Origin of the sequence: Streptomyces sp. NRRL F-5123 (assembly GCF_000721495.1) — a bacterium.
In the GTDB taxonomy this organism is placed as follows: domain Bacteria; phylum Actinomycetota; class Actinomycetes; order Streptomycetales; family Streptomycetaceae; genus Actinacidiphila.
Genome location: NZ_JOHY01000074.1, coordinates 26,824 through 41,159, shown reverse-complemented (window position 1 = coordinate 41,159; position 14,336 = coordinate 26,824). Strand labels below are relative to the sequence as shown.

Annotated in this window: 12 protein-coding genes and 1 pseudogene; 10 read left to right on the top strand and 3 right to left on the bottom strand. The window is 70.0% G+C overall.

Translation table 11 applies throughout. The features are described from left to right. The 7 genes and pseudogenes from IH54_RS0135425 to IH54_RS47345 all read left to right on the top strand — a co-directional run. On the top strand, positions 1-603 hold a 603-nt coding region (locus tag IH54_RS0135425), incomplete at its 5' end, for a phosphopantetheine-binding protein (RefSeq protein WP_199923517.1). Continuing rightward, entirely contained in the window at positions 590-799 is a 210-nt protein-coding gene (locus IH54_RS0135420) for an MbtH family protein (protein WP_031525044.1), read from the top strand. The genes IH54_RS0135425 and IH54_RS0135420, both read left to right, overlap by 14 nt. Then, positions 789-2,744: a S9 family peptidase gene (locus tag IH54_RS0135415; protein ID WP_052398217.1), complete on the top strand. Its 1,956-nt coding sequence runs from the start codon at positions 789-791 to the stop codon at positions 2,742-2,744. The genes IH54_RS0135420 and IH54_RS0135415 overlap by 11 nt, the downstream gene beginning before the upstream one ends. A gap of 72 nt (positions 2,745-2,816) precedes the next feature. Further along, on the top strand, positions 2,817-3,182 hold the full coding sequence (locus IH54_RS0135410; protein ID WP_031525040.1) for a nuclear transport factor 2 family protein: 366 nt from the start codon (positions 2,817-2,819) through the stop codon (positions 3,180-3,182). A gap of 243 nt (positions 3,183-3,425) precedes the next feature. Further along, positions 3,426-3,938, top strand: a complete 513-nt coding sequence (locus tag IH54_RS43950) for an integrase core domain-containing protein (protein WP_234344191.1) — start codon at positions 3,426-3,428, stop codon at positions 3,936-3,938. Positions 3,939-4,193: 255 nt separating this feature from the next. Next, positions 4,194-4,400: a hypothetical protein gene (locus IH54_RS0135405; RefSeq protein WP_159012255.1), complete on the top strand. Its 207-nt coding sequence runs from the start codon at positions 4,194-4,196 to the stop codon at positions 4,398-4,400. A gap of 204 nt (positions 4,401-4,604) precedes the next feature. Further along, positions 4,605-5,268: pseudogene (locus IH54_RS47345) on the top strand (integrase); the annotation flags it as partial. Positions 5,269-5,561: 293 nt separating this feature from the next. Here IH54_RS47345 and IH54_RS0135395 read toward each other — a convergent pair. Continuing rightward, positions 5,562-9,200 (bottom strand): hydantoinase B/oxoprolinase family protein, encoded by a 3,639-nt coding sequence (locus IH54_RS0135395; protein WP_031525033.1) that lies wholly within the window; start codon positions 9,198-9,200, stop codon positions 5,562-5,564. Positions 9,201-9,220: 20 nt separating this feature from the next. Here IH54_RS0135395 and IH54_RS0135390 point away from each other — a divergent pair, with 20 nt between their 5' ends. The 3 genes from IH54_RS0135390 to IH54_RS0135380 all read left to right on the top strand — a co-directional run bounded on the left by IH54_RS0135390 (position 9,221) and on the right by IH54_RS0135380 (position 11,788). Continuing rightward, positions 9,221-10,369, top strand: a complete 1,149-nt coding sequence (locus tag IH54_RS0135390) for a hypothetical protein (RefSeq protein ID WP_078862768.1) — start codon at positions 9,221-9,223, stop codon at positions 10,367-10,369. 143 nt (positions 10,370-10,512) lie between these two features. Further along, a complete protein-coding gene (locus tag IH54_RS43940) occupies positions 10,513-10,719 on the top strand; it encodes a ferritin family protein (RefSeq protein WP_078862767.1) in 207 nt (68 codons plus the stop codon). A 469-nt stretch (positions 10,720-11,188) separates the two neighbouring features. Further along, a complete protein-coding gene (locus IH54_RS0135380) occupies positions 11,189-11,788 on the top strand; it encodes a cation transporter (RefSeq protein ID WP_031525025.1) in 600 nt (199 codons plus the stop codon). A gap of 60 nt (positions 11,789-11,848) precedes the next feature. Here the strand turns inward: IH54_RS0135380 and IH54_RS0135375 are convergent, their stop codons facing one another. Then, positions 11,849-12,250, bottom strand: coding sequence for a hypothetical protein (locus tag IH54_RS0135375; protein ID WP_031525023.1), 402 nt, complete (start codon positions 12,248-12,250; stop codon positions 11,849-11,851). Beyond that, positions 12,247-14,241, bottom strand: a complete 1,995-nt coding sequence (locus IH54_RS0135370) for a heavy metal translocating P-type ATPase (protein WP_031525021.1) — start codon at positions 14,239-14,241, stop codon at positions 12,247-12,249. Before IH54_RS0135370 ends, IH54_RS0135375 begins: the two co-directional genes overlap by 4 nt. Positions 14,242-14,336 lie beyond the last annotated feature (95 nt).

Below are 14,336 nucleotides of genomic sequence, written 5' to 3'. Positions count from 1 at the left end.
GTCTTGTGCTTTGACGGGCGTGCCGACCAACAGGTCAAGATCCGGGGCCACCGCATCGAGCCCGGCGAGATCGAGCACACCCTCCTCCAGCACCCCGACATCGACAATGCCGCCGTCGTTCCGTACGACGACCCGGCCGGCGATCAGCACCTGGCCGCCTATGTCGTCGCGCGGACCGGTCACGCCTGTTCAGCGGCGGACGTGAAGAATTTCCTCACCGCCCGGCTGCCGGACTATCTGCGGCCCTCCCATGTGGAGATCCGCGACACTTTGCCACTCACCGCCAACGGCAAGCTCGACCGAGGGGCGCTAGTGCCCCGCCCTGAGCAAGCGGAGACCCCCGCCACGGCGCCGCAGACCGCCACCGAGGAGCGGCTGGCCGCAATCTGGTCCGAGGTCATGAAGCAGGAGGTGATAGGCCTCGACGACGACTTCTTCGCACTGGGTGGTCACTCCCTCCGCGCCACCCAGATCGTCTCCCGCATCCGCCGTGCGTTCTCCGTGCGGCTCTCCATCCCCGCGTTCTTCGACGCGCCGACGGTGCGCGCACAGTCAAAGATCATCGACACACTCATCCTGGAGGCCGAGCATGATCGACAGTGAGGACCAGCAGTTCGTGGTGGTACTGAACCACGAGGAGCAGTATTCCGTCTGGTTCGCCGACCGCGACCTGCCGCCTGGGTGGAGGGCCGAGGGGACGCGCGGGACGAAGCAGGAGTGCCTGGCTCACATCGACACGACATGGACCGACATGCGGCCCCTGACCTTGCGCCAGGCCATGGAAGACGATGTCCGCTGAGGCCAGGCCGGGCAAGGTTGCTCTCCCTTACGGTAACTGGCCGTCCACGATCACAGCGACCGCGGTCTCTGCCGCGCTGCCGCAGCTCAGCTCCCTTCAGTGGGACGGCGGCGAGATCCACTGGCTGGAGGGTCGCCCGGATTCGGGTCGCACCGTCGCCGTACGGCACACCCTCGACGGTGGCACCGTGGACCTCACCGCCGACAGCACCGACGTCCGGTCCCGCGTCCACGAGTACGGCGGTGGCGCCATGCTCGTACGGGAGCGGGTCCTCTCCTACGTCGAAGCCTCGGATCAGCGCATATATCGTCAAGACATCTCCGGTGGGGTGATGGGAACCGCCGTCCCCGTCACGCCCCGGACTCGCCCCGGGACCGATCACCGATACGCAGATATGCGGGTACTCCCGGCATCCGGCGGTCGCCTGGTCGGGGTACGCGCACGACACCGACGCGACGGCGTCGTTCACGACATTGTCCGGATCGGCCGCACTCCGGCGGAACCACCGGCGGTCCTTGTGTCAGGACACCACTTCTACGCCTCCCCCCGGCCCAGTCCGGACGGCACCATGCTCGCGTGGCTCGCCTGGCGACGGCCTGAGATGCCCTGGACCGGCACCGAACTGTGGCTGGGGCGGCTCACCGAGACCGGAGTCACCCGGCCGCGACGTGTGACAGGAGGCAACGGAGAGTCGGTGTTCCAGCCGGAGTGGAGCCCGGACGGACTGCTCCATTTCGTCACGGACCGCTCCGGCTGGTGGAACCTCCACCGCCTGGTCGAGAGCGGTGTGGAGCCGGTGGTAAGGGTCAACGCGGAGTTCGGTTGGCCGCAGTGGACCCTCGACCCGGCCGCGTACTGCTTCCTTTCCGAAGGCCGCCTGGCATGCATCTACAACAGCGGGGGCAGCCAGCGGGTGGGCGTGATCGATCTCGGGACAGCCAGCAGGAGGCGAGGGGAGCGGGAAGCAGGAGAGGTGCGGGAGGTCCAGGAGCTGCGACTGCCGTACAAGACCTATCTCGCCGTCGCCGGAGAGAAGGATCAGCTCTACGCCCTTGCTGCCGCGCCTGACCGCCCGCTGGCGGTCATCCGGACCGATTTGCGGTCCGGCCACCACGAGGTCGTGCACAGCCCGAGCGTTCCTGTCGACGAGCGGATGATGTCGCAGCCGGAAAACATCGCGCTGACTGCCCAGGACGGCCGCACCGTCCACGGGCTCTTCTATCCGCCCGCGCATCCCCGATACTGCGGCCCGACCGGTACCAGGCCCCCGCTGATCCTGGTCTGCCACGGTGGCCCGACGACCCAGTTCCTGCCCGAGTACCGGCCCGGAACGCACTTCTGGACCAGCCGTGGCTTCGCGGTGCTGGAACTCAATTACAGCGGCAGCTCAGGATGGGGACGCGACTATCGCATGGCACTCGATGGGCATTGGGGTCTGAGAGACGTCGACGACTGCGTCCAGGCAGCGCGGCGATTAGCCGCTCTGGGCAAGGTAGACCCCGCCCGGATGGTCATCAGGGGCGGCAGCGCGGGCGGCTTCACCGCGCTCGCGACCCTCGCCGCGTCGGACGACTTCGCTGCCGGGATCAGTTATTTCGGCATCAGCGACCTGCGGCTGCTTCGCCACACGACACACCATTTCGAGGCGCACCTGCTTGATCGACTCGTCGGACCGTGGCCGGGGGCGGAGGAAGAATACCGGCGACGCTCTCCCGTCGAGAGCTGTGAATCCATATCCGTACCCGTCCTCTTTCTGCACGGCCACCGGGACAAAGTCGTTCCTGTCGAACAGTCCATCTGGATGGCGGAACGTCTCGTGGCGCGCGGCATAGAATGCCGAACCGTTCTTTTCGACGACGAGGGTCACGGTTTCGCTCGGCAGGAGAACATCATCGCTGGGCTGGAAGCCGAACTAGCCTTCTTGAGTCAAGTGTTGAAGCTGTAGGTCTGCCGCAATTCCCTGCGACCGGATCAAGCGAATGGAATGCACATACAGTTGACACGCCTGAGGTGAAGCATGGATTCCGAGCCGGCCGCCATCGCCCGAGTTCGCGATTATTACAAGCTTGTGGACTCCGGTGAAGTTTCCGGAATTGTCGAACTATTCGCCCCGGACGCGAGCTATTACCGACCGGGCTACAGCCCGATAGTCGGGCGCGCGGAGCTCTTGCGTTTCTATGCGGAGACCCGGGTAATCGACCGAGGTGAACACACACTCAGTGACGTTATCGCGGATGGATTGAGCGTAGCCGTGCACGGCGACTTCCACGGAATCCTGCGCTCCGGCGAAAAGGTGGTGCTTCGTTTCGCGGACTTTTTCCGCCTGACGCAGAACCTGACGTTCTGCCGACGGGACACATTCTTCTTCACACCGCTCGTCTGAGCCTGGATCCTGTAGGGTGCCAAAACTGCCGCGCAGCCACTGATCAGGCACTGTGCGGGACCGGGCGATCATGGCATGCTCCGGCTGCATGGCGTTGCGCGCGCTCTATCTGATCTTCGTCCGGCTGCTCGATCTGCTCCTGCTGCTACCGCGGTCGGAGAAGGCCAAGAACGTTGAACTCCTCGTGCTACGCAAAGAGGTCGCAGTGCTGCGGCGCCAGCTCGGGACCCGGCCGCGCCTGGCGTGGCCGGACCGCGCGGTGCTGTCCGCCCTCGCCCGCCACCTACCGAGCAGGCTGCGACGCCACCGCCTCGTCACCCCGGTACCCTCCTGTCCTGGCACCGACGACTGCTCCGATGGAAATGGAAGCAGAAACCGGCCCGGACCCTGCGACGGCTCTACGTCTTCTACGTCCTCGAAGTAGGCAGCCGCACCGTTCACATCCTCGGCGTCACCGCCCACCCAACCGCAGCTCGGACCACCCAGCTCGCCCGGAACCTGCTCACCGACCTCGGCCGACGCACAGCCGGCTTCCGCTACCTCCTGCGCGACCGCGACAGCAAATACACCCAGGCGTTCGATGCTGTCTTCACCGCAGACAACATCGGGATCCTGAAGAGCGCACCACAGGCCCCGAAAGCGAACGCACACTGCGAACGGTTCATCGGCACCCTACGCCGCGAACTTCTCGACCAAACACTCATCCGCAACGAACAGCACCTGCGCCAAACCCGCAGATCAGCGGCCGAATCCTAGATTTGAGCCCCACAGGGTTCACCAAACCGCTCACCTCCGCGCCCGATCCTGTGATGAAATGACGCCACGCACCTGTCGGCTCCGAGTCCCCGCGTCTCACCACCCCCCGAGGCAATGGACCAGAGTGTCGAGTACCCCCAGACCGGCGCCGAGGACCTGCGGCGCCGAATGCGTAGACCGCATCGGCTTTCAGTCTGCTTCCAATGGTGAAGGAGGGTCAGCCCGCCGTCGGGTCCCATAAGCGTGCTGGCCGATATGCCCGACCGTGGCACCGCGTTTCCCCTTCTCAGCGCGGCCATCCCGCCGGCCGCCCTCGCCTACGGCGGCGCCCCCTGGTGGGTTCTCCTGGCGACGTCCCTGCCCGGGGCGGCGGCCGCCGTCCTCAACGCCCTGATCCCCCAAAACAGCCACGACCGCCTCGAACTCTGGCGAGCCTGGCTGCGCCACCGACGGCGGCCGTAACCGGCGACGCGCGCGACGTCCGGGCCGATGCCCCCGGGTCGGGGCTCATCGAACGCCCTTACACGGGCGAGCAGTTGACGGTGTCCTTGCCGACAACGTCATCCACTCAGTCAGAGCGGTGTACCGGTTCCGCCGTGTTCTGGGTGAAGAGGCTGCTGTAGCACACTGGCGGCTACGACGATCACCTCGGCATGATGATCACTCGTGCTGTTGAAACTCGCGTACTTGAGCGTGACGAAGGTGTTCGCGGCTCTGCGCCTCCTGCCAATGGGCGACCGGGACAAGGGCGCGGAGACCCTGGCGTTACGTCATCAGATCACCGTGCTGAAACGGCAGCTGAACGGGCAGCGAGTCAGCTTCACGGCGGCCGGTCGGGCATTCCTGGCAGCGTTGCTGCACCACCTCCCCAAGGACGCGCTGCGCCGTATGCGGCTGCTCATGCGACCCGACACCGTCCTGCGCCGGCACCGCGACCTGGTCGCCCGCCGACACGCCGCCCGATCCCGGCCCAACCGCGGGGACCGGCCCCGCACCGTCGGCTCCATCCGTGCCCTGGTACTGCGCTTGGTCCGAGAGAACCCGACCTGGGGCTACCGGCGACTGCACGGCGAGCTGCTCGTCCTCGGAGTGAAAGCAGCCGCGTCCACCGTCGGGGAAATCCTCCAGGACGCGGGTCTCCCACCGGCACCCGAACGGGCGTCGAGCACCTGGGCGGACTTCCCGCGTTCTCAAGCGGACGTGCTTCCCGCCTGTGACTTCCTTCGAGACCGTCACCTTGTCCGGGGCACGGTTGTACGTGTTCGCGGTGATCGAGCACGCCAACCGGCGGATCCGGATCCTCGGCGCGACCGCGCATCCCACCGCGGCTGGGCGATCCACGTCGGGTCGAAGGCGGCCTGGCCGGGCGTGAGCATCTGGCGCGCGAAGGTGGTGAGGTCGGTGGCGGTGGAGAAGACGCCGCCGAGGAGGCGAGCCGAGAAGTCGTGGGCGTGCCCTTCAGTTGGCGGCCGGTCTCGTCGTCCAGCTCCGTCGGGGCGCAGCGGGTCGCCATCTCGGGGGTGAGGGGGCCGAAAGTGGTCTCCGCCATTCCGAGCGGTTGCCAGATGCCCGCCGGGCCGTTGCCACCGGGCCGGCTGCCTCCCGCCCGCTCCGGCCAGGGGCTCATGACCGCTCCGCGTTCCGTCCTCGTCCCCGCATCCGCTCGGCCTCCCCCTCAGGTGGGCCGTACCCGCCACCGCCGGGGGTCTCGATCACCAGGACGTCGCCGGGCTCCATGCGCACCACCTCGCTCCCCCTCAGAGCGGACACGGTGCCGTCCGCGCGCTCCACCCGCCCGGCTCCCGGCGCGCCGGGAAGGCCGCCCGCCATTCCGTAGGGGGGCACCCGGCGGTGCGAGGCCAGGGTGCTCACCGTCATGGGCTCCAGGAAGCGGATCCGCCGGACCGCCCCGTCACCCCCGCGCCAGCGGCCGGCTCCTCCGCTGCCCTCGCGGACGGCGAACTCCTCCACCCTGACCGGGTGGCGCCATTCGAGGACCTCGGGATCGGTGAGCCGGGAGTTCGTCATGTGCGTCTGGACGACCGAGGCGCCGTCAAAGCCGTCACCCGCTCCGGCTCCGGACGCGACGGTCTCGTAGTACTGGTGCCTGTCGTTGCCGAAGGAGACGTTGTTCATCGTCCCGGAGCCCTCCGCCTGCACGCCCATGGCCCGGTATAGGGCCCCGACCAGCGCCTGCGAGGTCTCGACGTTCCCGGCCACCACGGCGGCGGGGTAGGTGGGTGCCAGCATCGACGTGTCCGGCACCTCGATGCGCAGCGGGCGCAGGCTGCCGTCGTTGAGCGGGATGTCGTCGTCCACCAGGGTCCGGAAGACGTACAGGACGGCCGCGGTGACCACGGCGGTGGGGGCGTTGAAGTTGCTGGAGAGCTGCGGTGAGGTGCCGGTGAAGTCGATGGTGGCCGTGCGTTCGGCGCGGTCCACGCCGACCCGTACGGCGATCACCGCGCCCGAGTCGGTCTCGTAGCGGCACGAACCGTCGCCGAGCCGGTCGATGACGCGCCGGACGGCCTCCTCGGCGTTGTCCTGCACGTGCCGCATGTAGGCCTGCACGACGTCGAGGCCGAAGTGGTCGATCATCGCGCCGACCTCCTCGGCGCCCTTGCGGTTGGCGGCGATCTGCGCGCTGAGGTCCGCCAGGTTGGTGTCCGCGTTGCGCGAGGGGTGGTGGCCGCTCGCGAGCAGCTCCCGTGTCTCGGACTCGCGGAGCCGGCCGTCCTGGACGAGCAGCCAGTTGTCGAACAGGATGCCCTCGTCCTCGATGCGCCGGCTGTCCGCGGGCATCGATCCGGGGCTCAGACCGCCGATGTCGGCGTGGTGGCCGCGGGACGCGACGTGGAAGAGGATCCGGTCGCCGTCGCCGTCGAAGACGGGGGTGATGACGGTGACGTCGGGCAGGTGGGTGCCCCCGTGGTAGGGGTCGTTGACCGCGTAGCTGTCGCCGGGCCGTATCGTCGCGCCCCGGCGGCGGACGACCTCCTTGACACTGGTACCCATCGATCCCAGGTGTACGGGGATGTGCGGGGCGTTCGCGACGAGGTTGCCGTCCGGGTCGAAGAGGGCGCAGGAGAAGTCCAGCCGCTCCTTGATGTTGACCGAGTGGGCAGTGGACTCCAGCCGGGCGCCCATCTGCTCGGCGATCGACATGAACAGGTTGTTGAAGACCTCCAGCATGACGGGATCCGCCTCGGTCCTTGTCCGGTCCTCGGCCCCGGTCGCCACCCGCCGGGCGAGCAGGTCGCCGTGTTCGGTCGTCTCCGCCTGCCAGCCGTCGTCCACCACCGTGGTGGCATTGGCCTCGACGACGATCGCGGGTCCGGTGACGACGGTGCCGACGCCCATCTCCTCCCGTTTCAGCAGCGGCACGTCCTGCCAGGAGCCGCGGCAGTACATCGGCGCGGTGCCCTGCTCCACCGTCGCGGCCGTCGGCGGCTCCGGATCGGGGGCCGTCCACGGTGTCCGGCATCGTGCCTCCACCGACAAGGACTCGACCGCGAGCGGCCGGTCCAGGAGGAACGAGTACCTGGCGCGGTGCTCCGCCTCGAAGGCTCTCCGCATACTGTCGGCGTCGGCGAGCTCCACCGGGTGGGCGGTGTCGGTCCCTTCGTAGCGCAGCATCGCGCGGTGCACGACGAGGATCTGCTCGGTGTCGACACCCTCGTCGCGCAGCTCGTCACGGGCGGCGGCCTCCAGCGAGCCGGCAACCGAACGGATCAGGGACATCGATCCGTCGGCGAGCGGCAGCTCGACCGACCTCTCCCGCATGGCCGTCACGTCGGCCAGGCCGATGCCCAGCGCAGAGAGCACTCCCGCGTGGGGTGGCACCAGGACCGTGCGGATTCCCAGCGCGTCCGCGACGGCGCAGGCGTGCTGTCCGCCGGCGCCACCGAAGGTCGTCAGCACGTATTCGGTGACGTCACGTCCCTTCTGCACCGAGATCCGCTTGACGGCGTTGGCGATGTTCGTGACCGCCACGCGCAGGTAGCCCTCGGCAACCTGCTCCGGGGAGCGGTCGTCACCGCTGTCGTGGCGGATCCGTCGGGCCAGTTCGGCGAACCGCAGGCGGACCGCGTCCGCGTCCAGCGGCAGGTCCCCGTCGGGCCCGAACACCTTCGGGAAGTGGTCGGGCTGGACACGGCCGAGCATGACGTTGGCGTCGGTGACGGTCAGGGGCCCGTCGAGGCGGTAGCAGACCGGCCCGGGTACGGCCCCGGCGGAGTCCGGGCCCACGCGGTAGCGCCCGCCGGCGAAGTGCAGCACGGAGCCTCCGCCGGCGGCGACCGTGTGGATGTCGAGCATGGGAGCGCGCAGCCGCACCCCGGCAATCTCCGCGGTCTGGACGCGTTCGTAAGCCCCCGCGTAGTGCGACACGTCGGTGGAGGTGCCCCCCATGTCGAAGCCGACCACCTTGCCGAACCCCGCGCGCTCCGACATGCGGGCCATGCCCACGATGCCGCCCGCGGGGCCGGAGAGCACCGCGTCCTTCCCGCGGAAGTGCCCGGCTTCCGCGAGTCCGCCGTTGGACTGCATGAACATCAGCCGGACCCCGGGCATCTGCCGTGCGACCTCTCCCACGTAGTGGCGGAGCACCGGTGACAGGTAGGCGTCGACCACTGCCGTGTCGCCGCGCGGCACCAGTTTCGTCAGTGGACTGATCTCGCTGGAGAGGGACACCTGGGGAAAGCCCACCCTGCGCGCCAGGTCGCCGACGGCGCGCTCGTGGTCGGGGTTCCGGTGGCTGTGCAGGCAGGCCACAGCGACGGACCGGATGCCCGCGTCGTAGGCGGCCCGCAAGTCGTCCTCCAGCCGTGCGAGGTCGGCGCGGCGCACCACCGTCCCGTCGGCGGCGATCCGCTCGTCGACCTCGACGACCCGCTCGTAGAGCTGCTCGGCGGTGCGGATGCGGCGCGCGAAGATGCGCGGCCGGTTCTGGTACCCGATCCGCAGTGCGTCCCGGAACCCCCGGGTGACCACGAGGAGGACCCGCTCACCGGTGCGCTCCAGCAGGGCGTTGGTCGCCACCGTCGTGCCCATGCGTACCGTGTCCACGAGCGAGTCGGGTACGGGTTCGTCCCCGCCCAGTCCGAGCGAACGCCGGATGCCGGCCACCGCCGCGTCGCGGTAGCGGGCGGGATCGTCCGACAGGAGCTTCTGCGTCTGCAGCCGACCGTCCGGGCGGCGGGCCACGATGTCGGTGAAGGTGCCGCCCCGGTCGACCCAGAACTGCCAGCGCCGATCCGTCATGGCCTCAGTATCGAGGAGAGGTGGATACTGCCGCAAAACCGAAAATACTCACGCATACTCTCAGATACCGGGTATTCCTCTCCGGAGAGGCGGTCGAGGTGGTGTCCTTCACGGTCGGCGTGTGTGCGGAGTCCGGCCCGGGGGAGCGGCGCGTGGCCGTCGTGCCGGCCGCGGTCGGCGCGCTGCGGGCGCTCGGGGCCCAGGTGGCCGTCGAGGCCGGTGCCGGGCGTCGGGCAGGCTACGGTGACAGCGCGTACGTGCGTGCGGGGGCGGAGGTGCTCGGCCGCGCGGCGGTGGTGGGCCGAGCGGACGTACTCCTCGGGGTCGGGCTCCCAGCCGCTTCGACAGGGCCGGGGACGCGTCGCGGGCAGGTGGTGGCGGGCCTGCTCCGCCCCCTGCGGAACGCACTGACCGTACGGTACTGGGCGGACCACGGGATCACCGCCGTGAGCTTCGACCTCCTCGCCGAGGCGCCCGGCGACCTCGCCGACATGGACGCCGCCGCCCAGCAGGCCCGCATCGCCGGACGTCAGGCCGTACTGACGGGCCTTCTGCACAGCGGGCGGGACCTGCCCGGATCCGGCACCGGGGGAAGGGACCGTACCGTGCGGGTCCTGGTGGCCGGCGATGGCCCGGCGGGGCTGCAGGCCGCGCACACCGCCCGCACGCTGGGTGCTGCGGCTACGGTCTGCGACACCTGCGGCCCGCGACTGCAGGACGGCACGCCGCGCGCCCTGCTGGCAGCACTGACCGGCTCCGACATCGCCGTCGTCACCGCCCGGGACACCTCACCCGGGATGCCCGAGGTGCTGATGGGCAGGGACGCGCTCACCTCCATGGCACCCGGCTCCGTCGTCGTGGACACCACCGCCGAACCCGACGGCGGAAGCGTCGCAGGGGTCCGCTGGGGCACGGCGGTGACGGTACCGCCCGGTGTCACCGTCGTCGGCGCCGGCAGCCTGGTCCCGGACCTGGCACACGAGGCCTCGGCGGGCTACGCGGAGAGGGCCGCGGCGCTGCTGGGCCGCTTCGCCGCGAACGGCCGGTTCACGATCGACCTGGGGGATCCCCTGCACGCCGCACTGGTGGTCACGCACCACGGCGACCTGCTGCGGCGTGACGTGCAGCGTGACCTCTTCCGGCTGACGGAGGTCGCCGGACTGCCGTGAGCGCGCGCGCCGGACTCCCGAACGCGAAGGTCAGGGCGCCAGCAGAACGAGATGTCTGACGGCAGCCACGGAGTGCCAGGCACAGCCCTCGTAGCAGCGCCCCAGGAGCGCCATGTCCACGGCGTCGGACGCACCGGCCCGCCCTGGCCGGCGTCGTACGCAGCGACGCGGACAACCTGCGAGCCGCCATCGCCGGCGAGACCCACGAAGCCACCGTCATGTACCCCACCTTCGCCGCCCGCGCCGACGCCGCAGGCGACCACCAGGCCGCCCGCGTCTTCCGCCGCAACGCCGAAGACGAAGCCGCACACGCCCGCACCTTCCAGTACCTCCTCAACCACCCCCGCTGATGGCCCCCCACTCCCCACCAGCCCTCAGCTCCCACTGGCACAGTCAGGAGGCGCCTCCGGTCGGGCCGTGTCTCCCAATCCTTGTTGGGCAGTGAGTCATGAGGGTCTCCGCCGTGCTCGTAGACCTGTGACGTGGCATTCATGCACCGTGCCGCTTCCTGTGACGGGAAGGCGCCGAGGGCGATGCCGGACGGCGTCGCCCTCCTTGGATGTGCCTGCCACCCGCGACTCCCCTCCGCTCGTCGACGCCCATCGCCGACGCCCCGGTCAGGTGACCGACCTCCCCTTGTCCGCGACCTGTTCCGGCCTGGCAGCCCCCGCAGTCCGGAAGAAAACACCGACGTCCGCCGACCGCAGGGCGGCGTGGCCAAGGGGGTGATGTGCCAGGCGGGCGATGGCGTGCCCATTTCAGCGGGGAGCGGGCGGTGGTGTCTGTCAGGCCGGTAGGCGGGTCTGGGAGGCTCGTGCGGTGGCCAGCAACGATGAATCCGCTCGTCGGGCGCTCACCCGCCGGGGCTTTGCCTTGGAGTACGTCACTCTCGGCTGGAATGTGGTTGGCATCGTCGTGCTGGCTTTCGCTGCCGTTTCGGCGAGGTCTGTTGCACTCGCGGGTTTTGGCTTGGACTCCCTGATCGAGATCGGTGCTTCCACCGTGGTGATCTGGGAGTTGTCGGGCGTAGGGGAGGAGCGTCAGCGTCGTGCGCTGAAGCTGATCGGTGTCGGTTTCACGCTGCTGGCGCTGTATCTGCTCGTGCAGTCCACCTGGGTCCTGGCGGTGGGCTTTCGTCCGCGCCACTCGCTGTTGGGTATCGGCTGGACGGCGGTGACAGCGGCGGTGATGTTCGCGCTCGCCGCGGGCAAGGCCCGTACCGGTGCGGCTCTGGACAATCCGGTGCTGCAGACGGAGGGCCGCGTCACCTTGATCGACGGTCTCCTGGCCGCCGCTGTCCTGGCCGGTCTCGTGCTGAACGCTCTGGCGGGCCTGTGGTGGGCCGACCCGGCCGCAGGGTACGTACTGGTCCACTACGCGCTGCGCGAGGTCAAAGTGATCTTCTCCGGCGAGCACTGACCACCGCATTCCGGTGGCGCCGCGTTCGTGCACCTCGTGGTTCTGCCTGTCCGTCCTGGCTCAGTCGTCGAGTGCCTGTCGGATGCGGCGCGAGGGGCTGAAAGCGTAGAGGTCGAGGATGTCGGGCGGGTCGGCCAGTCCGGGGCCTCCGGTGAGGACCCAGGCGGCGACGTCGGCGGTGGCGTCGGGGTCGTTGACCAGGCCGAGCCAGACCGGACGGCCGCCAGCGCGGCGGCCTTCGGCGGAGGGCTGGACGACGATGACGTCGGCGTGCTCACAGGTGACCAGGCAGGTGACCGGACGCACGGTGGCCACATCTCGCAGGGTCGTTCGCAGGTCGGCGAGTTGGGCGGCGTGGTCGAGGCCGGGCACCTTGGCGGTGCCGCGGCACACGGTGACGGTGCAGCGGGCCGCCCCCGTCCTGCCGCGAGCGGGGGCGGCTTGGGGGGTGCGGCGGCTCACTGGAGGGTCCCGGTGCGGGCGCGGCGCCAGGCGCCGTCGGCGAGCAGGCGCAGTCCGTTGAGGCCGACGATCACGGTGGAGCCTTCGTGGCCTGCGACGCCGAGCGGCATCGGCAGGTGGCCGGCGAGGTCCCAGATGACCAGGCCGGTGATGAACACCAAGGCGATGACCAGGTTCTGCACCACCAGCCGGCGTGCCCGCCGTGACAGGGCCACGGCGGTGGGCACGGTGGCCAGTTCGTCGCGGACGATGACGGCGTCGGCGGTCTCCAGCGCGAGGTCGGATCCGGCCCGTCCCATGGCGATGCCGGTGTGGGCGGCCGCGAGCGCGGGTGCGTCGTTGACGCCGTCGCCGACCACCAGCACCCGGCGGCCGGCCTGCTCCAGCTCCTTGACCGCGGTGACCTTGTCCTGTGGCAGCAGGCCGGCGCGCACGTCGGTGATGCCGACCTCGGCGGCCAGGCGGGCGGCGGCACGCGGGTTGTCACCGGTCAGCAGCAGCGGGCCGGTGCCGGTGAGCCGGCCGAGGGCGGTGACGGTGGCAGCAGCATCGTCCCGCAGCCGGTCGGCGATGCCGAGAATACCGACGGGGCGGCCGTCGCGCTGCACGAGGACGGCGGTGTGGCCGCTGTCCTCCAGGTCACCGGCGACGACCACGGCCCGCGCCGCCGCACTGTCCTGTCCCGGCTCCCTCAGCAGCCGGGCCGGGGCGCCGACACCGATGGTGGAGCCGTCCAGGACGGCGGTGACACCGACGCCGGGGGTGGAGGCGAAGTTGCTCACGGCCGGCAGGTCCAGGCCGCGGTCGCGTGAGGCGTCGACGACAGCGCGGGCCAGCGGGTGCTCGCTGGGATACTCGGCCGCCGCGGCCAGCGCGAGCAGTCCGTTCTCGTCCGGGCCGGAGCCGGCCAGGGGGCGGATCGCGGCCACGCGGGGGGTGCCTTCGGTCAGGGTGCCGGTCTTGTCCATCGCGACGGCGTCGACCTGCCCAAGGCGTTCCATCACCACTGCGGACTTGATGAGCACGCCGTGGCGGCCGGCGTTGGCGATCGCGGACAGCAGCGGCGGCATGGTCGCCAGCACCACCGCGCACGGCGAGGCGACGATCATGAAGGTCATCGCCCGCAGCAGCGAGGCGGTCAGCGCCGCCCCGAACGCCAGCGGGACGAGGAAGACCGCCAGGGTCGCGGCGATCATGCCCAGGCTGTACCGCTGTTCGACCTTCTCGATGAACAACTGCGTGGGCGCCTTGGTCTCGGCGGCTTCCTCGACCATGGCCACGATCCGGGCGATCACCGAGTCCGACGGGTCGCGCTCGACCTTGATCCGCAGCGCCCCGGTCCCGTTCAAAGTGCCGGCGAAGACCTCGTCCCCGGCCTGCTTGGCCACCGGCAGCGGCTCGCCGGTGATCGTCGCCTGATCGACGTCGCTCGCACCGTCCAGCACGCGGCAGTCCGCGCCGATGCGCTCACCGGGGCGGACCAGGACGGTGTCGCCGACCGCCAGGCGGCTGGTCTCCACGGTCGTCTCGGTGCCGTCGTCGGCGAGCAGGGTGGCGGTGGTGGGGGCGAGGTCGAGCAGGCCGCGCACCGAGTCCTGGGTGCGTGCGGTGGCCAGCGCCTCCAGGGCGCCGGAGGTGGCGAAGATGACGATCAGCAGGGCGCCGTCCATGACCTGCCCGATCGCCGCGGCGCCGAGGGCGGCGACGATCATCAGCAGGTCGACGTCCAGCGTCTTTTCCTTCAGGGCCCGCAGCCCGGCCCAGCCCGGCTCCCACCCGCCGGTGGCGTAGGTCAGCGCATACAGCGGGCCCCACGCCCATGCCGGGGCGCCGGTGAGCTGCAGCGGAAGCGCGACCAGGAACAGCAGCAGGGCGGCCGCGGCCCAGCGGGCCTCGGCCAAAGCGAGCACGCGGGTGCGCCGCCGCGGGGCGGCGTCAGGCGTGTGCCGGGGTGAGGCCTGGACGGGGCGCTGGTCGAGAGCAGTGGTCATGGGCGTGGCGGTCCTTCTCGCAAGGAGCGGGCGATCCTCCCATCGTAACAGGAATACTTGAAGAGTCGTTCATGGATCCGTTTCGTAGAATAGTG

What these genes read in the sequence shown, in the direction of transcription:
- IH54_RS0135420 (WP_031525044.1), top strand. Translation starts at nt 590, where the DNA reads ATGATCGACAGTGAGGACCAGCAGTTCGTGGTGGTACTGAACCACGAG.
- IH54_RS0135415 (WP_052398217.1), top strand. Translation starts at nt 789, where the DNA reads ATGTCCGCTGAGGCCAGGCCGGGCAAGGTTGCTCTCCCTTACGGTAAC.
- IH54_RS0135410 (WP_031525040.1), top strand. Translation starts at nt 2,817, where the DNA reads ATGGATTCCGAGCCGGCCGCCATCGCCCGAGTTCGCGATTATTACAAG.
- IH54_RS0135405 (WP_159012255.1), top strand. Translation starts at nt 4,194, where the DNA reads ATGCCCGACCGTGGCACCGCGTTTCCCCTTCTCAGCGCGGCCATCCCG.
- IH54_RS0135395 (WP_031525033.1), bottom strand. Translation starts at nt 9,200, where the DNA reads ATGACGGATCGGCGCTGGCAGTTCTGGGTCGACCGGGGCGGCACCTTC.
- IH54_RS0135370 (WP_031525021.1), bottom strand. Translation starts at nt 14,241, where the DNA reads ATGACCACTGCTCTCGACCAGCGCCCCGTCCAGGCCTCACCCCGGCAC.